General features: G+C 44.7%; 16 protein-coding genes. 14 read left to right on the top strand and 2 right to left on the bottom strand.

Annotated features, from left to right (window positions below; all coding sequences use genetic code 11):
- Window positions 1–78 precede the first annotated feature (78 nt).
- The 9 genes from AC58QT_RS34740 to AC58QT_RS34700 all read left to right on the top strand — a co-directional run bounded on the left by AC58QT_RS34740 (window position 79) and on the right by AC58QT_RS34700 (window position 18,871).
- The gene (locus AC58QT_RS34740; RefSeq protein ID WP_497412926.1) at window positions 79–1,098 is read left to right on the top strand and encodes a response regulator transcription factor; all 1,020 of its coding nucleotides are present in this window, start codon (window positions 79–81) and stop codon (window positions 1,096–1,098) included.
- Window positions 1,095–2,930: a cache domain-containing sensor histidine kinase gene (locus AC58QT_RS34735; RefSeq protein ID WP_497412925.1), complete on the top strand. Its 1,836-nt coding sequence runs from the start codon at window positions 1,095–1,097 to the stop codon at window positions 2,928–2,930. The genes AC58QT_RS34740 and AC58QT_RS34735 overlap by 4 nt, the downstream gene beginning before the upstream one ends.
- A gap of 11 nt (window positions 2,931–2,941) precedes the next feature.
- Window positions 2,942–5,230 carry a glycoside hydrolase family 95 protein gene (locus tag AC58QT_RS34730; RefSeq protein ID WP_497412924.1) on the top strand — a complete coding sequence of 763 codons (2,289 nt, stop codon included), beginning with the start codon at window positions 2,942–2,944 and terminating at the stop codon, window positions 5,228–5,230.
- A gap of 175 nt (window positions 5,231–5,405) precedes the next feature.
- The gene (locus tag AC58QT_RS34725; RefSeq protein ID WP_497412923.1) at window positions 5,406–7,301 is read left to right on the top strand and encodes a PrkA family serine protein kinase; all 1,896 of its coding nucleotides are present in this window, start codon (window positions 5,406–5,408) and stop codon (window positions 7,299–7,301) included.
- Between the two features lie 149 nt (window positions 7,302–7,450).
- On the top strand, window positions 7,451–7,672 hold the full coding sequence (locus AC58QT_RS34720; RefSeq protein WP_497412922.1) for a hypothetical protein: 222 nt from the start codon (window positions 7,451–7,453) through the stop codon (window positions 7,670–7,672).
- On the top strand, window positions 7,644–7,967 hold the full coding sequence (locus AC58QT_RS34715) for a hypothetical protein (RefSeq protein ID WP_497281277.1): 324 nt from the start codon (window positions 7,644–7,646) through the stop codon (window positions 7,965–7,967). The genes AC58QT_RS34720 and AC58QT_RS34715 overlap by 29 nt, the downstream gene beginning before the upstream one ends.
- A 478-nt stretch (window positions 7,968–8,445) precedes the next feature.
- The gene (locus tag AC58QT_RS34710; protein ID WP_497412921.1) at window positions 8,446–11,520 is read left to right on the top strand and encodes an S-layer homology domain-containing protein; all 3,075 of its coding nucleotides are present in this window, start codon (window positions 8,446–8,448) and stop codon (window positions 11,518–11,520) included.
- Between the two features lie 99 nt (window positions 11,521–11,619).
- Window positions 11,620–12,036 (top strand): hypothetical protein, encoded by a 417-nt coding sequence (locus AC58QT_RS34705; RefSeq protein WP_497412920.1) that lies wholly within the window; start codon window positions 11,620–11,622, stop codon window positions 12,034–12,036.
- Between the two features lie 337 nt (window positions 12,037–12,373).
- The gene (locus tag AC58QT_RS34700; RefSeq protein ID WP_497412919.1) at window positions 12,374–18,871 is read left to right on the top strand and encodes a polysaccharide lyase family 8 super-sandwich domain-containing protein; all 6,498 of its coding nucleotides are present in this window, start codon (window positions 12,374–12,376) and stop codon (window positions 18,869–18,871) included.
- Window positions 18,872–19,091: 220 nt separating this feature from the next.
- Here the strand turns inward: AC58QT_RS34700 and AC58QT_RS34695 are convergent, their stop codons facing one another.
- On the bottom strand, window positions 19,092–19,637 hold the full coding sequence (locus AC58QT_RS34695) for a TetR/AcrR family transcriptional regulator (protein WP_497412933.1): 546 nt from the start codon (window positions 19,635–19,637) through the stop codon (window positions 19,092–19,094).
- A gap of 230 nt (window positions 19,638–19,867) precedes the next feature.
- On the opposite strand from AC58QT_RS34695, the gene AC58QT_RS34690 reads away from it, so the two are divergent.
- The 4 genes from AC58QT_RS34690 (at window position 19,868) to AC58QT_RS34675 (ending at window position 23,160) form a co-directional block, all read left to right on the top strand.
- Entirely contained in the window at window positions 19,868–20,482 is a 615-nt protein-coding gene (locus AC58QT_RS34690; protein ID WP_497412918.1) for an NmrA/HSCARG family protein, read from the top strand.
- Window positions 20,430–20,735, top strand: coding sequence for a hypothetical protein (locus tag AC58QT_RS34685; protein WP_497412917.1), 306 nt, complete (start codon window positions 20,430–20,432; stop codon window positions 20,733–20,735). The genes AC58QT_RS34690 and AC58QT_RS34685 overlap by 53 nt, the downstream gene beginning before the upstream one ends.
- Window positions 20,736–20,891: 156 nt before the next feature.
- The gene (locus AC58QT_RS34680; protein ID WP_497412916.1) at window positions 20,892–21,986 is read left to right on the top strand and encodes an NADH:flavin oxidoreductase; all 1,095 of its coding nucleotides are present in this window, start codon (window positions 20,892–20,894) and stop codon (window positions 21,984–21,986) included.
- A 115-nt stretch (window positions 21,987–22,101) separates the two neighbouring features.
- Window positions 22,102–23,160, top strand: coding sequence for a zinc-dependent alcohol dehydrogenase family protein (locus AC58QT_RS34675; protein WP_497412915.1), 1,059 nt, complete (start codon window positions 22,102–22,104; stop codon window positions 23,158–23,160).
- Window positions 23,161–23,981: 821 nt separating this feature from the next.
- On the opposite strand, the gene AC58QT_RS34670 is transcribed toward AC58QT_RS34675, so the two are convergent.
- Window positions 23,982–25,184, bottom strand: a complete 1,203-nt coding sequence (locus AC58QT_RS34670) for an IS110 family RNA-guided transposase (protein ID WP_497412914.1) — start codon at window positions 25,182–25,184, stop codon at window positions 23,982–23,984.
- A 385-nt stretch (window positions 25,185–25,569) separates the two neighbouring features.
- Here AC58QT_RS34670 and AC58QT_RS34665 point away from each other — a divergent pair, with 385 nt between their 5' ends.
- Window positions 25,570–26,130, top strand: coding sequence for a group-specific protein (locus AC58QT_RS34665; RefSeq protein WP_497412913.1), 561 nt, complete (start codon window positions 25,570–25,572; stop codon window positions 26,128–26,130).
- The last annotated feature ends 149 nt before the right edge of the window (window positions 26,131–26,279 follow it).

Raw genomic sequence — 26,279 nt, 5'->3', positions numbered from 1 at the left:
TCCTTCCGTTGAAGAACCTATAAGGGTGAGTTATCATAATTGAATATTGATTGGGAAACATGGGAAGGGGGCCAGGACATGCATGTATTGATTGTAGATGATGAGCCGGTTATACGCAGAGGAATCGTTAAGATGGCGGAAATGTACCAACCTGCTTTCTCACGCATTCAGACAGCCGAGAATGGCGTGGATGCTTTGGAACAAATTCGTGCCTGTGAGCCAGATCTTGTACTGGTAGATGTTCGTATGCCGAAAATGGACGGATTAGAGCTCTGCCGAATCATTCATGAGGAATTCCCGCAAATCAAAACAGTTGTGATATCTGGTTATAGTGATTTTGAATATGCTCAAAAAAGTGTCAATTATGGTGTTCGTCATTATATGTTGAAACCAGTCACGACATCGGATGTACATGACATACTGAATCAGTTAATCAAGGAGCCTTCTCGCGGCTACATGCCGCCTTCCCGTTATATTGAGTGGATTGATCAGATGGAGCAGCAAATATGGGCTTTGCAGATGGAGGAGTTAGGCAGCCTCATCGACCGTTGGCGCGACTATTGTCTCTCTGTGCATCTCTCGTTGGCTGGACTTAAAGAGTTACTGGATGATTGCCATTCCATGTTGGTCAAGCGCTTTCAAGCGCGCAACTACTCACCTTCAATTACGCAAGCGTATATGCAGGCAGATAGTGTGAGGGATGCCTTAGACATGTTTAATAAAGGATTAATTCAAATGGCCAAGGGATTGCAAGCTGTACGAAGCGGAAGCTTTAAAGATCCGATGGAAGAGGCCAAAAGTTATATTGACAGCCGACTATCGGAAGACATTTCGCTCGATCAAGTTGCGGCTATGGTCGGATTGACACCGACTTATTTCAGTTCGCTTTTTAAAAAAGTAACACAAGAGACCTTCGTGCAATACCGGATTAACAAAAGAATGATGAAGGCGAAGGAAATGTTGGCTATTCCGTATGTTCGCATTGTGGATGTGGCCGCTGATGTAGGGTACGACGATTATCCGCATTTTACCAAAACCTTCAAAAAGATCGTGGGCGTATCCCCTTCTGAATATCGTGCAGGCCTAGGTATCAAATGAAAATTAGAGGGCTAACGAAGAAGATTTTCGTTTATTTCTTGATTGTTATCATTCTGTCTCTAAGCAGTGTCGGCATCTTCTCCTACATGACTTCTTCCGGTGAATTAACGGAAATGGTGGAGAATCAGATGAATCAAATCGTCGGAAATGCCGTTCATCATACGGATCTGTATTTGAAAGACTATGAGCGCTCGATTGTATCACTTTTGACGAACAGACAGATTATGGAGTTTATAGATTTGAAGGTTGATCGGGAGGAATACGACTATTATATGTATCGGAAAACGATTCTCGAGACGAGCGTCGAGCCGTTATTTATTCGTAATCCGAAGTTGGCATCCGTCTATGTGATCAGCGATAAACTGAATGCGGTCTATTACTATAACGGTGTGAGTGAGCAATCCTTCAATGCAGAAGATAAACGGAAGCAGCGACAATATTTGCTTGCCAATACAGCGGCAGACGGCAAATTGAGTATTTTGAACCATACGATTATTGAAGGTCAAGAGAATCAAATGTTAACGCTTGTTCGCCGGTTTCGAGGTTTTACCTCGCCTGAATTGAGTGGCATACTCGCAATTGAGATGCGATCAGCGGATCTGTCGGCCCTATGGAAAGGGATAGATTTAGGTAAATACGGTTACCTGTTCATCATTGATAATAAGGGACGATATGTCTATCACCCCGATGGGAAGAAAGTCGGATTGGATGTGCCGAACGAGTTTGTAAAGAAACTAGAAAAGGCAGGGAAATCCTCTTTCATCGATACAAGTGAGGGTGACGAGCGCATGTATGTGAGCCGAAAGTCCGATTATTCGGATTGGCAGCTTGTCGTCTCTATGCCGCTAAGTGAGCTACGTAAACCTTTAACTAACATTCGTTCGACAACACTAATCGTCGGGTTATTTACGTTGATTCTGGCGATTTTATTAGCCTATCGATTCGGAAAGTCGATTGCGAAGCCGATTCAAGTGTTAAAAAATGGGATGAGAGAAACGGAGAAAGGGAATTGGGCAACGATTCCGTTACCCCCTCACAAGGATGAGATTGTTGAGCTGATGGTGCGCTACAATCTGATGGTTAAGCGGCTATCTGAAGCTGTGGATCGAGTGGTTCAGGTTGAAATCAGCAACTCTGAGATTCGAATGGAGCGTCAGCAGGCGGAGTTTCAATCCTTGCAGCTGCAAATCAATCCTCATTTTATGTACAACACACTTGAGACTATTGTTTGCTATGCCACGATTCAAGAATCAGAAGAGATATCTGAAATCGTGAAGGCGTTGGCTTACATGCTGCGATATTCGGTTCAAACCAATCTTGAGGAAATTACCGTTGCGAACGAATTGAAGCACGTTTTGTATTATATTGTTGTTTTGAAGCACAGAATTGGTCGTGAATTCGAGATTGATGTGGCCATAAAGCCGGAGTACTTGCTTCATGTCATGGTTCGATTAACCCTCCAACCGTTAGTGGAGAATGTGTTCCAGCATGCGTTCCCAGACGGGTTGGAAGATTATCACTTCGTTCGTATTGACGGAGGTGTTGTTGATGGCATCTTCTGGATCAGCGTTGAGGATAATGGTTCGGGGATGACGGAGGCGAAGTTAACGCAACTTCAAGAGAAATTGAGTGCTAACCGGCTAGCGGATGCCGAAACAGATGAAGCGGGTAAAAAGGGTGGCATTGGTGTGTTGAACGTCCATCGCCGTATTCAAATGGTTTATGGGGAGAGCTATGGCCTGAGGATTGAAAGTGTACCTGAGCAAGGTACAAAGATGATTATGGTGATGCCAGCATCCCCTAAACAGGGTGCTAAGCCAATTGGTAAATAGGGGGCATATTCTTGAACAATCGTGAGAAACTGTGGTATCTGCAACCCGCACAATTGTGGGTAGAGGCGCTTCCGATCGGGAACGGTCGGTTAGGTGGGATGGTTTTCGGCCATGTACAGGAGGAACGAATTCAGCTCAATGAAGATTCCATCTGGTACGGAGGACCTAAGGATGGACTGAATCCTGATGGGTCTCGTTATTTGGAACAAATTCGGGAGCTGCTTTTTGCTGGGAAGGTGGAAGAGGCCACGCGATTAACGCGTATGGCTCTTTTTTCCACGCCTAAATATTATAATCCCTATCAGCCATTGGGACATCTGAGGATTTATTTTCATGGTCAAAAGGGGGAGGTTGAAGGATATCGGCGCGAGTTGGATATCAAGAATGCCATAGCTCGGACAAGCTATCGGGTAGATGGTGTCACCTATCATCGTACGATGTATGCCAGCTATCCCGATCAAGTGATCGTCATGCGGTTGGAGTGCGATCAGCCTGGGAAGCTTGCCTTCTCAGCGAATTTGAACCGCAGGCCCTACGAAGGAGAATCGGGCAGGTTATCGGCAGACAGCATCTGGATGAGCGGCGATTGCGGGAAGCACGGTGTCGACTATGCCTGTGTGTTGAAGGCAAGGACTGAGGATGGTTCTGTCTCGGTCGTTGGCGATTTCCTGTCTGTGGAAGGGGCTAGCTCCGTGACGTTGCTGCTTGCCGCAGCCAGTACGTTTCGAGAGCCGGATCCATTAGCTGCATGCCAAGAGCATATCGCTTCAGCAGAGGCGTATAGTACGAAAGAACTGGAGAGCCGGCATATTCACGATTATCAAGCGTTGTACAATCGGATCAGTCTGCGTCTGACGGAACAGGATCCGTTAGATGATGTAGCAACCGATCAGAGATTAAAGCTGCTGCAAGAGTCACATGCCCATGTGGACATTGGATTGACGGAGCTTTACTTTCACTACGGCCGGTATTTGCTGATCGCGAGCTCCCGCCCAGGATGCTTGCCAGCCAATCTTCAGGGCATATGGAATGACAGCTTTACACCCCCTTGGGAGTCTAAATACACGATTAACATCAATACGCAAATGAATTATTGGCCAGCGGAGGTATGCGGGTTATCCGAGTGTCATGAGCCTTTATTTGATCATATTGAACGCATGCAAGTAAGTGGTCGACAAACCGCCAGGGAGCTATATGGCTGTTCCGGCTTTGTCGCACATCACAATACGAATATCTGGGGAGAAACACGACCAGAGGGCTTGTTTCCGACTTGTGTGATTTGGCCAATGGGAGCGGCATGGCTGAGCTTACATTTGTGGGAGCAATTTCTGTTTACAGCAGATCAGGCGTTTTTACGGAGGAGAGCCTATCCGATCTTGAAGGAAGCCGCGGCATTTTTCGTTGATTATTTGGTGGAATCTCCGAATGGGCAGCTTGTAACAGGCCCCTCTGTTTCGCCAGAAAACCTCTATGTATTGGCCGATGGAACTAGAGGGGCATTGACGATGGGACCGGCTATGGATTCGCAGATCATCTATGCGTTGTTCACGGCATGTATTCAGAGCTGCGATCATCTGCAGGTGGATGGCGAGCTGCGAGATCAGCTTACAGCGCTGTTAGAACGCCTGCCTAAGCCTCAGATCGGCAGACATGGTCAGATCATGGAATGGCTGGAGGATTATGAGGAGGTGGATCCAGGGCATCGTCACATTTCACAGTTGTTTGCCCTTCATCCTGGGACGCAAATAAGCCCTCATCGCACACCGGAATTAGCCGAGGCTGCAGCAGCAACCCTTCAGCGCAGATTGGATAACGGAGGCGGTCATACGGGCTGGAGCAGCGCGTGGATCGTCAATATGTATGCGCGACTTGAAGATGGTGAACAGGCGTATACCCATTTGAGTCATATGCTGCGCAAGTCAACGTATCCCAACCTGTTTGATGCGCATCCTCCTTTTCAGATTGACGGTAATTTCGGAGCGACAGCGGGTATTGTTGAGATGCTGCTGCAGACGCATGCAGGTGAGCTGAGTTTGCTCCATGCCCTACCTACTGCGTGGCAACAAGGGACTGTGAGCGGCCTGAGAGGACGTGGTGGCTATGTAATTGATCTTACGTGGAGCGATGGTCAATTATCGCAAGCAGTTATTCGTGCAGCCTTATCTGGCTCATGTAGAGTTCGCACACGTGAAGCCGTTCTGGTGTTCTGTGGCGGAAAAGAAGTGCTAGTCAACAGGGAGCAAACGGTTATTGAATTTGGAGTTGAAGCTGGCTGCAAGTATGAAATTTTCAGAAAATAGGGAACATCGACTGGGATTCCTAGTCATTTCCATTTTCAAAAATCGTTAGAGAGAAATACGTGACAATTTAAAATTTCGGGCAAGTTCTCCTTCTTGGGTGCATAGGATTGTAGTACACAATTCACCATCACGAGCTGACCAATATCCATAGAGGCAGCAGTGAAAGGAGGTACCCATGGACATATTCAAAAGAATTTCAGAGCATCGTACGGAGAAGGATTCATTGAGCTGGACCGGTACGTTCGCGGAGTACATAGAATTGCTTCGCAGTAATCCTGGACTCGCGAGAACTGCGCATTCAAGGGTCTACGATATGATTGCTTCCCAGGGGATTAACGATCAGAGTGGCCACAAATCTTACAAGTTTTTCAACCAAGAGATTTTCGGTCTAGATCGTGCCGTTGAGAAGCTAGTGGAAGAATATTTCCACTCCGCTGCCCGTCGATTGGATGTTCGTAAACGTATTTTGTTGCTAATGGGTCCTGTAAGCGGTGGGAAATCCACAATTGTGACCATGCTGAAACGCGGATTAGAGCAATTTGCCAAGACCGATCTAGGGGCCGTCTATGCGATTAAAGGGTGTCCGATGCACGAAGAGCCGCTTCATTTGATTCCGATGGAGCTGCGGTTGGAGATTGAGCGTGAGCTCAATGTGAAAATCGAGGGCAGCCTGTGTCCTTCCTGCCAAATGCGTCTGAAAACGGAGTACAACGGTTGTATTGAAGATGTGCATGTGGAGCGTGTATTTGTCTCCGAAGAAGGTCGTGTGGGGATTGGTACGTTCAGTCCGTCTGATCCTAAATCGCAAGATATCGCAGATTTAACGGGAAGCATTGACTTCTCAACCATTACAGAGTTTGGTTCTGAGTCTGATCCGCGGGCGTATCGATTCGATGGCGAGCTCAATAAGGCGAACAGGGGGATCATGGAGTTCCAGGAAATGCTGAAATGTGATGAGAAATTCCTATGGAATTTGCTCTCACTTACCCAGGAGGGGAATTTCAAAGCGGGACGCTTCGCCTTGATCAGTGCCGATGAGTTAATCATTGCGCATACGAATGAAACGGAGTATAAGTCTTTTATCGCGAATAAGAAAAATGAGGCCTTGCAGTCTCGTATGATTGTCATGCCGATCCCTTATAATCTGCGTGTATCAGATGAAGAAAAGATTTACACCAAGCTTATCGGACAGAGTGATATGTCCCACATCCACATTGCACCGCACGCGCTGCGCGTAGCTGCCATCTTCTCGATCCTTACTCGTTTGAAGGAAACGAAGAAGCAAGGTATGGATCTGATTAAGAAAATGCGCATGTACGACGGTGAAGTGGTTGAAGGCTACAAAGAAGCTGATCTAAAGGAAATGCAAAATGAGTACCAGGAAGAAGGCATGAGCGGCATTGATCCGCGTTATGTTATTAACCGGATCTCTAGTGCCTTGATCCGCCAGGATCTGCAATGTATTAATGCACTAGATGTGCTGCGTGCTTTGAAAGACGGCTTGGATCAACATCCATCCATAACCAAGGATGAGCGGGAGCGCTTCCTCAATTTCATCTCCGTTGCTCGTAAGGAATACGACGATATTGCCAAGAAGGAAGTGCAGAAGGCGTTCGTGTACTCTTTTGAAGAGTCTGCCAGAACGATTTTCGATAACTATTTGGATAATATTGAAGCCTATTGCAACTGGGGTAAAATTAAAGATCCATTAACTGGTGAAGAGATGGATCCAGATGAGCGCCTCATGCGTTCCATTGAAGAGCAGATTGGGATATCGGAAAATGCGAAAAAAGCATTCCGCGAAGAGATACTAATTCGGATCTCCTCTTACTCACGCAAAGGAAGAAAATTTGATTACAGCAGCCACGAACGCCTGCGTGAAGCGATTGAGAAGAAGCTTTTCGCTGATTTGAAGGACATCGTGAAGATTACAACCTCAACGAAAACACCGGATGAGAAGCAGCTGAAGAAAATTAACGATGTTTCGAAACAGTTGATCGATGAGCATGGTTACTGCCCGGTTTGTGCCAATGAATTACTACGATATGTAGGAAGCTTATTGAATAGATAGGCTAACGTGCTTGAAACTAAAGACCTGAGCGGGTGACGACCCCTTAGGTCTTTTTTACTGTGCGAAGGATGCCGATTGTTGCCTAACACGTAATCTATTAATCTCTCATATACTACTTTAGCTTCATAATAGAGGAGGTGTAGAAGATCATGGCAGGGAACTCAATGAAAATAACAGGCGCTTATCTATTAATCTTAGTAAGCTTTGTAGCTATCATCTTAACATGGGAGTTGAAGCTATTGACACCTTTGGGGGGGATTTTCATTGCAGGTGTAAGCTTCATAGGGGCTGTTCTGATGTGGCAGGATGCCGTCGAGTCATTGCAAGGAGTTGGCGCGGAGAATGTCAACCGAGCCAAAGCTGATCGCTGATAAACAAGAGGAAAAGGACCATACCCCCCAAAAGTCGAAGTCTGAATCCGGGAAGTGGAGTGATCTTTTTGGTTTCGGTAAAATGATGGACAAACTCCCACTTCATAAACTCTCAGCTAGAATGGCATATTGCATGTTTTTCGATTTGGTTTTATTGTTTTTTATTCTCATTCTACGTGTGACAGATACCAAAATGAATGAGTTTCCGAATGCTTGGGATTTCAGACTGATCGTGCTTACAACGATTGTTATTTTCTTCGTGGGGTTGTGCGATTTGATGAAATTAAAGAAATAGTTTTAAAAAGAATAGTTCAAATTACTTCCAGCCTCTACTAACTTTTTGGTGGGGGGCTTTTTTAAATGAATTTTGTATGCTTCATATTACAGAATATTCTGTGAATTGGATATTGGATAATTTTGTCGAATATGCACGAATGTTTGTTGGGTCATGTCGATTAAAAGGGGAATATAGGAGTTAATGTATGGAAAGATCAATAATAGTTCTTTAAGCCTAAATTTAATGAAGAATTCGGATTTATTACAAATATAATACAGGTAATTAAGATTAGATAAAGATGAATTTATGGTTCTTTTTTACTAATTTTTTACATAGGCAATTTGTAATATATATGCTACGATCTCCTCATCTCATTACAGACCTGAAGGAATAAATTCATCCTACTTGTTCTGTAATATAAATATTACAATTACAATGGAGGCAACAAGGCATGAAGAAAACACTTCTTGTTTCATCACTATCTGCTGCAATTTTAATGGGGACTATATCTGCTTATGCTGATACAACTAATCCATTTACGGATATTACGGGTTCATACGCCAAGGATGCGATTATTCAACTGCAAAAAGAAGGCATTCTAACTGGTATTGATGCCGAACACTTTGACCCGCAGGGTACTTTGACAAGAGCTCAATTTGTTACCATTTTAGTTAAAGCACTTGGACTACCGATTGACCAACATGCCCTTTCCACATTTACTGATGTAGACGACTGGGCTATTCCTTATATCGAAGCCGCTAAAAAAGCAGGTATTATTGACGGGCTAGGTGGAGGACTATTTGGGCCAAACGCTAACATCACGCGTGAACAAACAGCAGTTGTGATGGTGAAAGCATTAATTTCCCAGGGAGTGATCAAGGACGAGGATGCTAAAACAACATTCACAGATGCTGATAGCATTTCTGACTGGGCTTTGAAATACGTTGCATTAGCACAACAACATGGATTACTCAGTGGTAACCCTGATGGTTCTTTCAATCCTCAGGGCGAAGCTACACGGGAACAAGCCGCGGTCATGGGTGCGAACTTAATTAAAACAGTGGAAGAAATAACGGATGGACAAGTAACAACCCCTACTCCTACTTCCACTCCACCTGTAACTCCTGCTCCAACTACAACTCCTGCCCCTGTTGGTGGTGGAGGCGGTGGTGGTGGTGGATTTACAGCTGACACAACGGCACCAACCGCACCTACTAATGTAATAGCTTCAAACGTAACACAGACGGGTATTACATTGACCTGGACTGCTTCTACTGACAGCGTAGGTGTGACTGGGTATGACGTGTATCAAGGTACAACAAAGCTAGGATCTGTTAACGCTTTGAGCTATGAGGTAACGGGTCTGACAGCTAATACTAGCTACAGTTTCACAGTAAAAGCTAAAGATCTTGCGGGTAACGTATCTGTGGCAAGCACAGCTGTAGCGGTAACTACGGCGGCAGTAACACCACCCGTGATCACAAACCCACAAGACTTCATCCAGGTACAAGACTTCGGATACTGGGCAGATGCTACACCTACTAGTGGAGCCTATAACGTTGGATTTAAATTAGATCTAACAAAGCTTCCATATGAGAACATCAAGAAGATTGAGGTAGCTCTAGTGGATGCAGGTGGAACCGTGCTTGGAAAGCGTACAGCTACTGGAACACAGATCACAAAGCTTGCGGAAGATGATGCGCTGTATGGTAATGATCTTAATGGTGAACTTAGTGCTGCATTTACTAAACGTGATGCAGGGACTAATGATTATTGGACCAGTATTGCTTATGATTTCACAACACCATCCAAAGCGATCATTACGATCACTGACAATAATGACAGTATCTACACAGTAGAGAACAGTAATTTATCTTCTTCTTCAGGTGAGATTGCAAATCCACAAGCATACATTCAAACACAAGACTTTGGCTATTTTATTGACGCAACTCCTGAGAGCGCAGGGTACAATGTAGGATTCAAATTGGACCTGTCCAAACTTGACTATAGCAATGTCCGTAAAATTGAAGTAGCACTTGTTGATGCAAACAACGCAGTTTTAGCTACTCGTACGGCTACTGGCGCTCAAATTGATAAATTAAAGGCTGATGATATTCAGTATGGTGGTCCTGATGGTCAACTGAGCGCAGCGTTCATTAAACGCACAGAAGGTGCTACAAATGCTTGGTGGACAAGCACCGCGTATGATTTTACTACACCAGCAAAAACGGTAATTACTATTACAGATAGCACGAATCGTATTTACAAAGTGGAGAACAGTAACCTGTCTTCATCTTCAGGTGAAGTTGCAAACCCACAGGAGTACATCCAAACACAAGATTTTGGCTATTTTATTGACGCAACTCCTGAAAGCGCAGGGTACAATGTAGGATTCAAATTGGACCTGTCCAAACTTGACTATAGCAATGTCCGTAAAATTGAAGTAGCACTTGTTGATGCAAACAACGCAGTTTTAGCTACTCGTACGGCTACTGGCGCTCAAATTGATAAATTAAAGGCTGATGATATTCAGTATGGTGGTCCTGATGGTCAACTGAGCGCAGCGTTCATTAAACGCACAGAAGGTGCTACAAATGCTTGGTGGACAAGCACCGCGTATGATTTCACTACACCTGCCAAAGCGGTCATTACCATTACAGATAGCACGAATCGTATTTACAAAGTGGAAAACAGTAACCTATCTTCATCTTCAGGTGAAGTTGCAAACCCACAGGAGTACATCCAAACACAAGATTTTAGTTATTGGAATGATCAACATGCTTTTAATGTAGGTTTCAAATTCGATGTGAACAAGCTTCCATATACCAACATCCGCAAGATCGAAGTGTCACTTGTTGATGAAAACAATAATGTTCTAGCTACACGTACTGCTACGGGAGCACAAATCGGTAATTTGAAAGATCAAGATGCTCAATATAGTGGCGGTATTGATGGAGAACTAAGCAGTGCTTTCACCAAGCGTACAATTTCAGGTGAAAACCAATGGTGGAGTAGCACAGTCTATGATTTCACAACACCTGCAAAAGCTGTAATTAAAATTACAGACAGCACGAACCGCATCTACAAGGTTGAAAACAGTAGCGCACCTGTAGTAGCACCACTAGTTACTACAATTAACCATGTTGCTACGGATGCATCAACACCTATATTCGCTCCAAGTGGTGGCTATTTCTTAGCCATGCAATTTCAAGTTAGCAGCAACTTGGACTTAACAAATTCAAATGTACAATTTGCTTCTTACTACGAATACTCAACTGTAGGGTCAGAAGTTTATGCGGTAAAAGATAGCAGCAATAATGTGTTCACAAGAACCAAAGAGTGGGGATTTGTAAGATATACGTTAAATGGTGAGTTACAAGCACAACCCACTACGTTAGTAACTGGCACAGATTATGTGTTTGTAACTTCGGGGAATACGACTGCGAGACTAGCATCTCTTGAACAGCTACCTGTTGGAACTGAATACGATGTCAGAGTAGTCTACGTAATTACCAATACGGATGGCGTTGCAACAACATCTTATTCCCCTTGGGTACATTTCACAAGATAGAAAACGCCCATTTTTGGGCTTTCGTTCACAGAGTAGGCAATCGCACACATACAGTATAGGAAGAAATCAAACTATACACAGAATGTGAGTGATTCCGATATGACGAAGCGTGAAGATCAAGAATTTCGTCCACCAATTGGAGGGCACGGCGGCCCTGGACATGGACCAGGCGGACCTGGTGGACCCGGTCACGGTCCGGGAGGCCCCGGTGGCCCTGGTCACTTCCCGGGAGGCCCAGGAGGACCTGGTCATTTCCCCGGTGGCCCTGGCGGACCCGGTTACTTTCCCGGCGGAATTGGAGGTCCAGGCAAATGGCCTGGTCACGGACCTGGCTGGTATGGGCACGGCGGCGGCTTTAATAATGTACTGCCATGGGTAGTAGCGCCATTGTTATACGGTGCGGCGACACAGCCTTATTACCCACCGTATTACCCATATCCGTATCCATACCCGCCATACTATCAGCAATATCCCCCTTACACACAGTATCCTGTAATAAGGGAAGAAAATTTGTAGTCACATCGTGTTAAAAACAGAGCTGCTAGAACCTTGAGAGATCAAGGTTCTTTTTTCATTTTTAAATGCCAACTTTGAATCACCTACTCTCAAGATGTTACGTGTTAATCTAACAAAATTTTGTATATTGATTCCATCGAATCATACATATTTATTGGATATTTTCGCATTAACTTAGGCCTGTTAACTAATTGGAATCATGTATATTGTTCCAGCAAGAGCTGTCAAGTAAGATGAACGAGTTCATACGTGGACTGTTCCATAGCTTCGGAGGATTGAAGCTGCCCATGGAATGAAGGAAATTCAATTTACTTTAGGAAAGGGGCTAAGAGGTTATATGACTATAAACTTACGAAATTTGAAAGCGCTTTTGTTGGTGGTAGCCATGTTAGTTAACTTAGCGGCGCTGCCAATGACTCCTGCTCATGCAGCCGATGCTTCGGGGGATGAGTATGACTTACTCCGGGCCAGAATGTATGACATGTTGACGGGCGGACCGGACTATGATTCAGCAGACCCGGTCATAGCTGACAAAATTACGAACATTACGACCATTGCTCAGAATAATTGGGACACCATGAATAAAAGTGAGGGAAGGGCCTACCTCTGGAGTGATATGGCTACTACAACGGAATCGGAGCATGTTTCCGGCAGCTATCAGCGGCTGGAAGCCATGACGCTAGCTTACGCGACAAGAGGCTCAGCCTTAGAGCATAACGCAGATATGTTGGCAGATATCATCAGCGCTATGGATTGGATGTATGCCAATCGATATAACAAGAACGTGGTGTATCGAGGCTATGACAACTGGTTTGATTGGCAAATCAGCTCTCCGTTAAGTATTAACAACATCACGACGATGATATATGCCAGTCTAACACCGACGCAGATTAGTAATTGGCATGCGGTAATCGACTATCAAGCACTTACGTGGGGTGCTGGACTGACAGGAGCCAATCGTGTGTGGGCCTGCAACATTAAGATCTCAAGCGGGATTGTCGTTAAGAACAGTGCGAAGATCATTGAGGGAAGAGATCAGCTTAGCTCGGTATTCGATTATGTTACTTCCGGCGAAGGCATGTATAATGACGGTTCATTTCTTCAGCATACGGCACTTATAGCTTATAACGGTGGATATGGGATTAACCTTATCGATAATTTGACTAAGGTCATGTATATTATAGCGGGCTCATCTTGGGACATTACGGATCCAGATGTAAACCATATTTATCAATGGATTTATAATGCCTTTGAGCCTCTCTTTTACAATAATTCCATGTTCGACATGGTCAGAGGAAGAAATATTGCAAGAAAAGCCAGCGATGATAACGGGGCTACTTCCATGGGAGCTCTTGGTGCGGCGGTGGTGAGGATGTCCTATTCCGCGCCTTCGGTCGAGGATCGGGCAGCTTTTAAGTCTATGGTTAAAAAGTGGATGTTGGAGTCTACTTCGCCTACCAAATATGCAGATTTGAGCTCGATCATCATTATTATTCAGACGAAACAAATTGTAAACGATTCCTCTGTTATTCCGAGAGCAGCATATATAGGAAATAAACAATATCCCAATATGGCAAAAGCCGTACACCATAGACCAGGATACGTCTTCGGAATCAGCATGTCCTCCGACAAAGTCGGTAATTTTGAAATCGTGAATGAGGAGAATCTTAAAGGATGGCATACCGGAGACGGGATGACGTATCTATATAATTCAGATTTGGGACAATACAAGGATTCCTTCTGGCCTACGGTAAACAGCTACCGCTTACCAGGAACCACGGTCAATCAGAACACGACGGCTGCACCCAACGCCAAAAATCCCAATAACTGGGTTGGAGGCACGGAGATAGATGGACTGTACGGGGCTACAGGCATGCAATATACGGCCAATGGATACAATCTCAAAGCGAAGAAATCGTGGTTCATGTTCGATGACGAGATCGTAAGTCTTGGCGCTGGCATTACATCCACAGATAACAAGATCGTGGAAACGATTGTTGAGAATCGTAAGCTGAACGAAAGCGGGAACAATGCGCTCACGGTGAACGGCTCAACGAAGCCAACGGAACTAGGCTGGAGCGAGACTATGGACGGAGTGAATAGTATCCATCTGACTGGCAATGTGCCAGGCTCGGACATCGGCTACTATTTCCCTACGGCATCGTCTGTTCATGGGTTGCGAGAGTCGAGAACAGACACATGGTCGAGTGTGAACCAATATTATCAAGGCTCTGATTATGAAACCGAATATACTCGCAACTATATGAATTTGTGGTTCGATCACGGTACGAATCCTGCCAATGGAACGTATGATTACGTTCTACTTCCTGGGAAGTCAAGCGAAGAAGTTGACCAATACGCTCATCTTCCGGATATTGAAGTGCTGGCCAATACACCGAATGTACAAGCTGTCAAAGAAAAGAAGCTAGGCATTACTGCAATAAATTTTTGGAATGATGGCTTGACGACAGTAGATCAGATTACAAGCAATAAGAAGGCTTCCGTCATGATTAAGAAGACGGAAGAGGATATCGAAGTGTCCGTCTCTGATCCAACGAAGGCTAATACGGGCACGATTGATCTTGTGTTGGATACAGATTTTGGCGATATCGTTTATTTGGATCCAGGAGTTTCCTTAAATCACGTTGACGGAAAAGCGAAATTGTCCGTTAATGTCAAGAACGCTTTAGGAAAAAATTTCAAGGTGAAATTCCGTTTGCCGGGGAACAACCAAGCGCTTCATACGCCTACTGGTTTGACGGCAGTAGTAAATTCCGCCAATGGTGTCAAGCTGACGTGGAATGGCGTTGATCGAGCCAATACAGTTCCTTCCGCACCTACAGGGCTAACGGTTGATGGGAATACGGTTAGTAGTTTGAACGTGAACTGGGATGCCGTTCCAGATTCCGCAGATTACAGGCTGTATCGTTCCACTTCGGAGGACGGAGATTATTATTCAATTTCTGATCTTCCGAGTGGGGCCTTAAGCTATACGGACACGAAGTTGAATAGCGGCAGCCAGTATTTTTATAAAGTAGCAGCTATGAACAGCAAGGGCATGTCCGCTTATTCAGCCGTTACTTCCGGATGGACGGTTTCTGCTCCGCCTTCCGGCTTGAAAGTCGTGAATGTTGCGGGAAATAGCATAACACTCACATGGAATGAAGTGCCAGGAGCTACGGAATATCGGCTTTACCGATCTGCCACGTTGACTGGTGAATACGAGTCTTTGACGGGGCCATCCGTCACAGCAGTGACCTACACCGATACAGGGATTGCAGAGGGGACGAATTATTATTATAAAGTCGCTGCATTAAATCCTGGGGGCTTGTCTGATGTTTCGGCCCCGATAGCAACTTTATTTAATATCCCGGCGTATGCCCTTAATGAAAGCTTCGATGATATGACTCGAGGCGAGTTAAACGGGCAACGAGGCTGGAATGTGACCGTCCCAGCGGGAACAGTCGGCGGCGAGATTACGGTCACGGAAGATTCGGCAACAAGTGCGAATGTGGTGATGAAAAAAGAAAGCACAGGCGATCCTCTTGTTAGCCATACATTTAGCGTACCTGCTGGAGCTTATGTAACGGCAGAAGTAACCGTGTCTGCCTCAAATGCGGAATACAAAACCGTTCTTGATGTTCGAGACAGTGTGGCGGGTAAAAGAGCGGTTAATATCATTATGCAGAGCGGAAAAATTTGGGGATACAGCGGCTCAAGCAAGGTGGATTTGGTGAATCCCATGGAATTTAATCGAGCCTATCATTTGAAAGCTGTTATCAATACAGTAACTAAAAAATTTGATATGTATGTAGATGATCAGCTGTTAGGTTCAAATTGGTCTTACAGAGAAAGTCCAGTTAACAATCTGGATGCGGTGATGTTTGCTTTAGCTGGTACGACCAGCGCCATGACACTGGATGATATCAAGATTTCTTATATTCCAACTGCTCCTGCGAACTTAGCGGTCGCTGAGAGAACTGGAACAGGCATAAAGCTGACATGGAATTCCGTTACGGGCGCTACAGGCTACCGCTTGTACCGTTCCCAGAATCCGACTGCTGGCTTCACACAAGTAGCGGAGGTAGCTTCCGGTACCACCTTTACGGACAGTGGTCTAACGCCGAAAACGAACTATTTCTACAAAATCGTAACGTTAAGCAGCGGTGCAGTCTCGGCAGAATCGAGCGTGCTGACAACGGCAACAACGAATGCATCGGGGACGGACATCCCTAAAGCGCCGACAGGCCTTTACGCCAGTGATTTCACAGGCTCGACTATCAAGCTAAACTGGAATCCCGGCAAGGATGCTTCCGCCTATGAGATCTATAGATCTACAGCAAGTGGTGACTTGTTCGAGATGATCGGCAACACAGCTTCACTATCCTATGTGGATTCGGGGCTGAACGGTACGACGAGCTATAACTACAAGGTCATTTCAGTCAACGATGAGGGCGTTTCACCGGATTCGAACATCGTCTCATCCACGTTTGGTGTCGTGCAGACGCTCGTTGACGATAATTTCGATAACGATGCGCTCGGAGCAGATCCGGCGGGCTGGACAATTGTAGAAGACACCGGCAGACCGGTATCGGTTGTCGAAGCGACCTATGCTGCTGCGCCAGGACATGCAGTAAGAGTTACGGGCGGTAACAAGCTCGCGACGAGTGCGGAGAGAAGATTCGGAGATGCACAAGGATATCAAGGAATCGTTACGGTAGAAACGAGTGTGTTACCGAAAGATACTAACTGGAAGAATATACCTGTTGTAATAGATGCTAGTAATAATGCAACCGCTCACGTGTATTTTAGTGGAGGCCAAATTATTGCCTACAATTCCAGCGCCAAGGTAACGGTTTCTCCGGTTGTTAGCGATGGAACCTGGTATAAAACAAAGGTTGTAATGAATACAAACACGAAGAAATACGATTTATTCTTAAATGATGCAGCTACGGCGGCTGCGAGCCAATTAGCGTTTAGATCTACTGTCACATCCACAGTTTACAGCGTGAGAATGGCCGTCGACAATGTGAGCAGCTTCGACTTTGACAATGTCAAAGCGTATTTTAAGCCTTTTGCACCAACGTCATTAGCCGCGAGTCAGAACACCAATTCAAGTATCAAATTAACGTGGGGTACTTCTGCTGGAGCTTCGAGCTACAAGCTGTACCGTTCCACTAGCGCTAACGAAGGCTATCAGATGGTATACACTGGTTCAGCATTGACCTATACCGACACAGGACTCCAAAGTGGGAAAGCTTACTTTTATAAGGTTGCAGCGGTAAAAGGAACAGCCACATCCGATGCATCCAACATGGTGACTACAGCAACGACAGGCACACCGGTTGCTAGAATGGCTATGCCAAGTTTGAAGAGAGAAGTGAGTGTCCTCTCAGCAACAGTTGATCCCGGTCAAGTAGGTTACATCGTGTATCGGGATGGGGTAGAAGTGGGCCGAACCTTTGATACCTTCATTATCGACGCTCCTCTGGAAGCGGGAAGAACGTATCAATTCACCATTGCTGCCTATGATAATTTGGGGCATACCTCACACGTGAGCTTACCTGTGGCGTATACAGTTCCAGCGATAACCGAAGAGAACGATTCTTCTTCGTCTGATTCGGATGTTTCACCACCCGCAACTGGAACACCTTCTACGGATGCTACTCTAAAGCCTCAGCTTGACATCCAGACAGGCGATGCGAAGGTCATTGTGGAAAGTAAGGTCATTGCGGATGGATTCGGACAGCTAACGACGGATACCGCCGGCACCAAAGTACTTCCAATTGAAGTGCCAATCGTAGAAGGCGCCACAAGCTATACGATTGTGCTGCCGGCTCAAGCACTCACAGCAGATAATACAGAAGCTCAGCATCTTGCGATAAATACAGCTATAGGTAACGTAGTTGTATCTTCCAACATGCTCGCACAAAGCGATGCAGTCGGCGCAAAAGAAGTAAGTTTAACAATCGCTATGGTTGATCCATCTAAGCTGTCTGAAGCACTGAAAGCGCAGAACGGTAACCGGCCTGTGATTGAACTTCATATAACCGTAGACGGCAAACAAGTTGTCTACAATAACCCCGATGCTCCAGTTAAAGTATCCTTACCGTATAAGCCGTCGGCAGAGGAGCTCAAGAATCCTGAGCATCTGGTCGTGTGGTATATTGACGGAGCCGGTAAAGCAGTTTCCGTTCCTAATGGGAAATACGATCCGGCAACGGGGATGGTTAGCTTTTCAACGACTCACTTCAGCTTGTATGCTGTAGCGTATGTGTTCAAAACCTTTGACGATATCTTGGCGTATGACTGGGCTAAAGATGCCATCGAGGTGATGGCGTCCAAAGGGATTATTAACGGAACGAGCGAAGTTACGTTCACTCCAGCGGCTAATATCTCCAGAGCAGACTTCTCCTTACTATTGGTAAAAGCGTTAAGTCTGTCAGCCCGTGGAGATTCGAACTTCAAATTAAACTTCAATGATGTAAGTAAGGATGCTTACTACTATGACGCAGTGGCCACGTTGAAGAAGCTAGAAATCGTGCAAGGCAGCGGCGAGAATAAGTTTAATCCGAATGAAACGATTTCCAGACAGGATATGATGGTGATTGCGGCAAGAGCCCTACGAGTGGCGAAAAAGCTTAGTGCAGATGCTATTAGCGCTGACTTGAACGCATTCACAGATCAGTCAACGGTAGCTGCCTATGCGGTTAGTGATTTGGCAGTCATGGTGAAAGAAGGACTGATTCAGGGAAGTGGAGGCTTTTTGAATCCTGCAGGATTTGCGACGAGAGCAGAAGCTGCTGTGATGATGGATAGAATATATCATAAGTAATTAGCGTAAAAGGACCGCCAGATCTGGCGGTCTTTTCGTATTTTCGCATGAGTTGGAGTTACTAAATTGGTTAGGACTGGCTTGTTAGTTACTACAATGGAAAGGTTTAATACACTACAGTATTTTAATGCAGTACAAATTATTACTAATAATCTGACGACACAAATGTTCCTACATATTTTTATTAATAACACTGGTCTAACGCCTGCATCTCCTTTTTCTATAGATTCCGTTCTAATAGAATCCCCACCTGTTCTGCCACCACTTTAGGTGATTCAGGTACTCCATTCGTAACATACGATTCCACTAATCCCACGATAGCGGTTCCGAAAAATTTTAGAATCACATCTTTATTTAACCCTTTATTTATACCTTGGGTTATATCTACGTCATTTTTTAATTGTTCAATTATAAACTCGAGGAGACGGTTACGGAAAGTAGGTGATGCACTGCTTGATAACATGATAGAAAAGAAAAGAAAATATTGTTCAAAGTATTCGAAGATGATCAAATTTGATGCTATGAAACCTAGATCTGATGATGATTCACAGATTTTCCTTAATTCATGTATATGTTCTTCAATAAGTTTATCCAGTAGATCGAACTTATCCAAATAATGATGATAAATTGTTCTTCGACCGACATTTGCTCTATCGGAAATATCTTGGATCGTAATTTCATTAAAATTCTTTTCAGACATCAGGTCAATAAAAGCGGTTTTAATTGCTTCTTGAGACTTGAGAATTCTTCTATCCATCACTCGCATCATAGTTAATACCAACTTTCTTAATATTAATTGCACAATATGAAGCGGCATGTGCAATTGGGCACAGAACGCATTCTTTTGATTATTGTAGATAGCATTATTTGATTCTATATTATACACATATGTGCGATATCGCATCAATGTGCAATAATGTAAGCCGAGTTAAAGGATATCACAATAATGATTAAATTTGTACATTTTAGCAATAAATTGAGGAGGATATCACAACAATGACAAACTCTAAAACCATTCTCGTCACCGGAGCGACCGGGCAGCAAGGCGGTGCAACTGCACGGTATCTGCTCGGCAAAGGATTTCAGGTGCGCGCCTTCGTTCGTAATCCGAATGCACCCGCGGCGCAACAGTTGGCTAATGCCGGAGCCAAATTAATTGTCGGAAATATGGATGAGCGCGAATCGCTTGACGAGGCAATGAGAGATGTTCACGGTGTATATAGCATCCAGCCATCTTTGCTCCCACCCGACTTTGCGGAGAACGAACTCCAACGTGGCATCAATGTCGCCGACGCTGCGCTGGCAGCAGGCGTTCACCATGTAGTATTCGCGTCGGTGGGCAGCGTCGATCGTAACACTGGAATACCGCACTGGGAAATCAAGTGGCAGGTTGAGCAGTACATTCGAAAACTCGGACTCCCGGCCACATTCTTGCGACCGACCATGTTCATGGAGAACTTTGCGGATGCCACATGGGGACCGAAAAGAAATTATTCGGTACTAGCTCAAATTCCTCCTGACAGCGGTACAGCTTATTGCATTGGAAGATATCGGGGCGATGGCCGCGCTTGTATTCCAACATCCGGAGCGATTTATTGGACATGCGATTGAGTTGGCTGGCGATGAGCTAACCCTTGGGCAGATTTTATCCGCGATCAATCATTGGACAGGTGTTAAGCTGGAAGGTCATGCGAAGCCAAGCAACAGGGCGATTGAGAGCAATAACGGTAACGTGCGCTATAGTGACTGGCAAGCGGATATTCCGGCTTTGCAAGCGATGTATCCGTTGCTCATGAATTTCGACACTTGGCTTTCCCGAGGCGGGGCATTGAAAATTAAGGATATGCTTGCATTTACACCATGACATACGTGCATACAGATTGACAGCCCCTAACTTGGATGAACTCCGGAGTAATAAAGAAGATCAATATTTCTAATCGATGGTACAACGATTCTAACGAATTTCGAGCCCATGTTTCTGTGTATTCAGCAAAATGTAGCATATCGGAGGTTAAATGCAATGGACAAACCCTATTTATTTCGTCCCCTATCACTGAGGAACTTGAACTTACCCAATCGTATTGTCATGGCACCAATGACAAGAAACTTTTCTCCTAATGGAGTTCCTGGCACAGACGTTGCCGCTTATTATCGCCGTCGCGTGGAGGGCGGGGTCGGACTGATTATTACCGAAGGGACAGTCATCAATCACCGCGCGTCGGCTGCAGACCATAACATACCGCATTTCTACGGAGAAGACGCACTGAACGGTTGGTCGCAGGTTGTAAAAGAAGTACATGCGGCAGGCGGCAAAATCATGCCTCAACTTTGGCATGCGGGCATGGCACGCAAAATGAGCGACTTTCCGGATTCTGATGCCAATCCGGTGGGGCCTTCCGGACTAAACCTTCAAGGAGAACAAGTGTCGGAAGCTTTGAGCGAGTCGGAAATTGCCTCCATTGTTGATGCTTATGCGCAAGCAGCCGCCGACGCGAAGCGGCTAGGGTTCGACGGGATAGAGCTTCATGGCGCTCACGGTTATCTAATTGATCAGTTCTTTTGGGAGAAGACAAATCACCGTTCGGACGGATACGGAGGCGACTTGACGACACGCAATCGATTCGCTGAGATGGTTATTCAGGCTTGCCGGGAAAAGGTTGGACCGGACTTTCCAATCGTGCTTCGTATTTCGCAGTGGAAGGCGGACAACTACGATGCGAGACTTGTCGATACTCCGGATCAGCTCGCACAATGGCTGACGCCGCTTGCGAAAGCAGGCGTTGATATTTTTCACTGCTCGACTCGCCGATTCTGGGTACCGGAATTCGAGGGATCCGAATTGAATTTGGCGGGATGGGTCAAGAGAGTGACCGGGAAACCAACTATTTCCGTTGGTTCAGTGGGTCTTGAGGTGGACGTTCTTGGCTCCGAGAACGACGGTAACCCCTCAGAACGTCTCGATGCATTGAACGAGCAAATCAAGCGGGAGGAATTCGATTTGATTGCAGTGGGACGCTCATTGTTAGCCGATCCTGCTTGGGTAAATAAAGTTCGTGAGGGACGATTTAATGACATTATACCCGTATCGGCGGAAGTTTTTGCAAAGCTGACTTAACTGGTTTACGGGACAGAGTAGATAACAATACAAGAAAACTAGACAGTTGAACAAATAGGAATAAGGTTTCAGGTTTCCGGATTACTCTCAAATAGAATAGGAGGATATGAGAACAATGACAACTACAAAACCAATGAGTCAAGAGAGACGCGACATGCGTGCATACCGATTGACGGCTCCTACCCTGGATGGACTCCAAATGAACACTGAAGAAGTACCCGAAATTTCGTCTTATGAAGTCCTCGTTAAGCTTCACGCGGCTTCGCTCAACTACAAAGACACATTCTACATTGCGGGTGACAAGGGGATTCAATTGCCCCGGCCAACAATACCGCTGTCGGATGGAGCGGGGGAGGTCGTGGCCGTAGGTTCTCGCGTGGATCGCTTCATACCTGGCGACCGCGTTGCGGGCGCACTCGTTCAGGATTGGCTCTACGGTCCCATTCCTACGCATGCGGTTAATTCCAGCACATCCCTTGGCCATGGACTCGACGGTAATTTGACGGAATATCGCGTGTTCAACCAAGAGGGTTTGGTCCACTTACCGAAAAACTTGTCTTACGAGGAAGGTGCGACGCTTCCTTGCGCGGCCGTTACGGCTTGGAATGCGGTCCGGGGCATTCGCTCCTCGCAGACGGTTTTGATTCTCGGCACCGGAGGGGTTGCTCTCTTCGCACTCCAGTTTGCAAAAGCGCTCGGAGCAAAGACAATCATCACCTCCTCCAGCGACGAAAAGCTCGCTAGAGCTGTTGAAGCCGGTGCCGATCATGTGATTAACTATCGAAGAAACCCGAATTGGCATAAAGCAGTACGCGACTTGACTGAGAATATCGGGGTTGACCATGTGGTGGAAACGGTAGGTTCGAATACATTGGAGCAGTCGATTCTCGCTGCTAGAATCGAGGGTACAGTCCACTTGGTAGGAATCGTTCCGCCTGCAGGAAAATTAGATCCGATGCCTATCATTCTCGGAGCGATCACCGTCCAAGGCGTACGCGTAGGTTCGCGCCAGTTGTTTGAAGAAATGAATACTTTCATCGAACGAAAGGATATTCATCCCATTATAAGCCAGCGCTTTGCCTTTGAGGACGCTAAGTCAGCATTCATTCAGCAACTGAATGGACCTGACTTTGGCAAAATCGTCGTTAACATCCATGGTGAGAACGAGTCTTGAAATCATTCATTCAACGGGAAACGTTACTTAAATAGGGATCGTAGGTTGTGTGCAGTCGACGATCCTCGGCAAAACGCCAGAAGAAATCATTGAACTATCCAGAACCAAATATCATGGCAACATATCCGGTCCGCCGCTTCAAAAGAAATAACACACACTTTTAATTCAGCAAAAATGAGGGTGTCCCATAAGCCATGAAAATGGCAAGGGGCACCCTCTTTTCGTATTTCGCATGAATGGGAGTTTCTAAATTGGTTAGGACTGACTTGTTAGTTACTACAATGGAAAGGTTTAATACACTACAGTAAATGCATTCAAGTACGACGACAGGATAATCCCGCTTTAAAACCTTGTCAAATCAAGCTTTATTATGTTTGTAGGGATTTTCTTGTCGTTTTTTTTATGACAAGATAATCCCTACAAAGCGTGAGACTGACAAGAAAATACCTATAAAACGTGCTAGAGACGAGAAAATCCCTATAATACATGAAAAACGAAGAATTTCGAGATGATGATTGGCTATGATTTGATTTTGTAGGAGCAAAGAGCTTAAGTCATATCAAAAAAAGTCTTGAAGGATACGATATTATTTGAGTATCCGGTGTCCCATTAAAATAAAGTTTTAGACTCAGAAATAAAGTATTGGACCAGAAAATAAAGTTGTAGACTGGCCGCGGGCATTAAGCTATTCCAGCTAATAGCTTGTCAATATTTAATTATTAATAGTAGGTTCATGAGGTGGTATACTAAAAAAAGTGCATGAGAAAGAACCGTCCTATTAAGCACGGAAGTAAATTCCATATATTTCTATTTCTTGTTGCTCACTCTAATCGGGTTGCTTCTTTAGTAGTTAAGATGGCAAAAATCCAGTGGATGAGTTTATTTACACATGCAATTACTGCTACTTTGAATAGCTTTCCTTCAGCACGTTTCTTATCATAATAAGCCCTTAATTTCTTATTTCTATTACTGCGAATACCGCATCGTACAGCTTGATACAAGGCAGTACGGAGCCTCCTGGAGCCGTGCTTAGTGATTTTATTGTGGGTAGCTACAAACTTACCTGAAGAAAAAACACTTGGATCAACACCAGCAAAGGCCACCAGTTTCTTTGCATGATCAAACCGATCGATCTCACCAATTTCAGCTAAAATTGTTGCAGCAATCTTAGTGCCAATTCCGGGTATCGATTGGATTAAATCATATTCAAGTAGCTCTTCAGCCAGGCCATCTACCGATTTATTGAGGGTTGATAGATGATCCTGGTATTGAAGAAGCAATTTGATGAGCAGCTGCATGGAGATTAAATGGCTTGAAAAAGCCGTCTCCCTAAAGGGATTTCGCTTTGCTGCCGCTACTAAGATTTGAGCACGTTCCAAGCACCATGAGACGGATTTGCCGCGTCCAGTATGACTTTGAATTGCAGTAGTAATCTCCGACTCGGACATTTCTAGGACTTCTTTTGATGTTGGGTGTAAAGCCAAAAATCGAAGGGACACCTTTGAATAAAGATCACCAAACACGCCATGATATTCAGGAAAAACTTGATCAAGAATAGCCTGGAACTGTAGTTTTACTTGGACATACATACCTGTTAAAGCTTCATATTGGCGTGTTAGAAAGCGTAAATTCATGAGATGCTGCCCCCGCTTTTTGTAGGGTTCAAACTCTTCTTTATAGAACAGTGTCCCTAATAAATGGGCATCTGCGGCATCCGTCTTTAACCGTCGCAAATTGGTTTTCTTAGCGTTATGTGAGATTAAAGGATTAATGACGATGTTCAAATACTGGTGCTCATCCAGAAACTGAACAACGGGGCTTTGATAATGACCAGTTGCTTCCATAACAATAGTAGGACGAATCCCTGCTACCGATTCAACACTTCTAATATAACTTAGAAAAGACGCTAGACCTTCTAGATCATGATTAAACCTAAAGATCTTCCCATGAGGTACTCCACGGTCTAAAAAAGCTTGTGCATGGCTCTCTCCCTTTGAAACATCCACACCAATGACTGGATTCATGACATCACTCCTGTAATATTTTCACCGGTAACCCCTAACCTTCTTGTCTTCCACACTATCGCATGTGATACGGGATTCATTTCCCAACCAGCCTAACCATGGTTGAACAAGTAGGGGGGATGAACTGAATAGCTCTCGGAATCCAAGTCCCACGGGCAGAAACGTTCGATCCCCGGCTACCGCTATAATAAGACCATACAAAAATGAGGTCTACCAGAAAGATCTGGTGACCTCATAATACGAACGGGCAGGATACTACGAATTTGTATAGAATTAATATACCAAAAAAGGAGAATTTTCCTTTTTAAATAATGTTTATTCGTTAACTTCTTATCTCTCAAAATTTGATGTAATTTAAGAGAAATGAAACGGAGTGTTTAAAATTATGTTCATTTATCATGCAGTCCCAAAGCAAATGATTGGAACTAAACTAGAGACTCTGAACGAAATAAAGAAAACAAATCCTGAACTTTACGAACTGTATATTGACAAATACAAACCTAATAGGTTATCACTCCTTGAAAGAAAGATTCCTATACTAGATTGTTTATGGAATGACGTGATTCATTTTCTTCCAATACATCCAAAATTGGTTTACAACGGTTTAATTGAGGCAGGCGCAAAACCTGGTGTTCATCGTTTATTTTATAAGATTCCACTTTCAACAATTAGCAGTGAGGCATCTATTGCTCTTTATAAATACAGTAAAGATAAATTCAAAGGAATAAATGATGATGTGGATATTTCCGAAATAGAACTGTTAGAAGTCCAAGGATATAGAGAACTTGAACAGTTACCACAAGAAACAATTGACTATTATAAAATTCAAATAAACTCAGGGAATAAGTTTTTTGGCTTATTTCACTTTGTTCCTCATGTTTTTATCAAAGGAAAAGTTGATATCGAGCATGCAGAAATCATCGATTGGAACGAGCAACAAATATAAATCTTCGAGATCTTGATAATGAAACTTAAGTAATTACGCTAACGGGACAGTACGACAAGTTCTGCTATAAGCACCAACAGTGTGAAAAGCAGGAGATTACATCAGTAATCTTAACTTTACAACCGAGGATGGGAACGACGGAACCATGT

The organism is Paenibacillus sp. J31R109 (genome assembly GCF_059692055.1).
This window is presented reverse-complemented; position numbering and strand designations above follow the sequence as displayed.

What these genes read in the sequence shown, in the direction of transcription:
- AC58QT_RS34740 (WP_497412926.1), top strand. Translation starts at nt 79, where the DNA reads ATGCATGTATTGATTGTAGATGATGAGCCGGTTATACGCAGAGGAATC.
- AC58QT_RS34735 (WP_497412925.1), top strand. Translation starts at nt 1,095, where the DNA reads ATGAAAATTAGAGGGCTAACGAAGAAGATTTTCGTTTATTTCTTGATT.
- AC58QT_RS34725 (WP_497412923.1), top strand. Translation starts at nt 5,406, where the DNA reads ATGGACATATTCAAAAGAATTTCAGAGCATCGTACGGAGAAGGATTCA.
- AC58QT_RS34720 (WP_497412922.1), top strand. Translation starts at nt 7,451, where the DNA reads ATGGCAGGGAACTCAATGAAAATAACAGGCGCTTATCTATTAATCTTA.
- AC58QT_RS34715 (WP_497281277.1), top strand. Translation starts at nt 7,644, where the DNA reads ATGTCAACCGAGCCAAAGCTGATCGCTGATAAACAAGAGGAAAAGGAC.
- AC58QT_RS34710 (WP_497412921.1), top strand. Translation starts at nt 8,446, where the DNA reads ATGGGGACTATATCTGCTTATGCTGATACAACTAATCCATTTACGGAT.
- AC58QT_RS34705 (WP_497412920.1), top strand. Translation starts at nt 11,620, where the DNA reads ATGACGAAGCGTGAAGATCAAGAATTTCGTCCACCAATTGGAGGGCAC.
- AC58QT_RS34700 (WP_497412919.1), top strand. Translation starts at nt 12,374, where the DNA reads ATGACTATAAACTTACGAAATTTGAAAGCGCTTTTGTTGGTGGTAGCC.
- AC58QT_RS34695 (WP_497412933.1), bottom strand. Translation starts at nt 19,637, where the DNA reads ATGCGAGTGATGGATAGAAGAATTCTCAAGTCTCAAGAAGCAATTAAA.
- AC58QT_RS34690 (WP_497412918.1), top strand. Translation starts at nt 19,868, where the DNA reads ATGACAAACTCTAAAACCATTCTCGTCACCGGAGCGACCGGGCAGCAA.
- AC58QT_RS34685 (WP_497412917.1), top strand. Translation starts at nt 20,430, where the DNA reads ATGGCCGCGCTTGTATTCCAACATCCGGAGCGATTTATTGGACATGCG.
- AC58QT_RS34680 (WP_497412916.1), top strand. Translation starts at nt 20,892, where the DNA reads ATGGACAAACCCTATTTATTTCGTCCCCTATCACTGAGGAACTTGAAC.
- AC58QT_RS34675 (WP_497412915.1), top strand. Translation starts at nt 22,102, where the DNA reads ATGACAACTACAAAACCAATGAGTCAAGAGAGACGCGACATGCGTGCA.
- AC58QT_RS34670 (WP_497412914.1), bottom strand. Translation starts at nt 25,184, where the DNA reads ATGAATCCAGTCATTGGTGTGGATGTTTCAAAGGGAGAGAGCCATGCA.
- AC58QT_RS34665 (WP_497412913.1), top strand. Translation starts at nt 25,570, where the DNA reads ATGTTCATTTATCATGCAGTCCCAAAGCAAATGATTGGAACTAAACTA.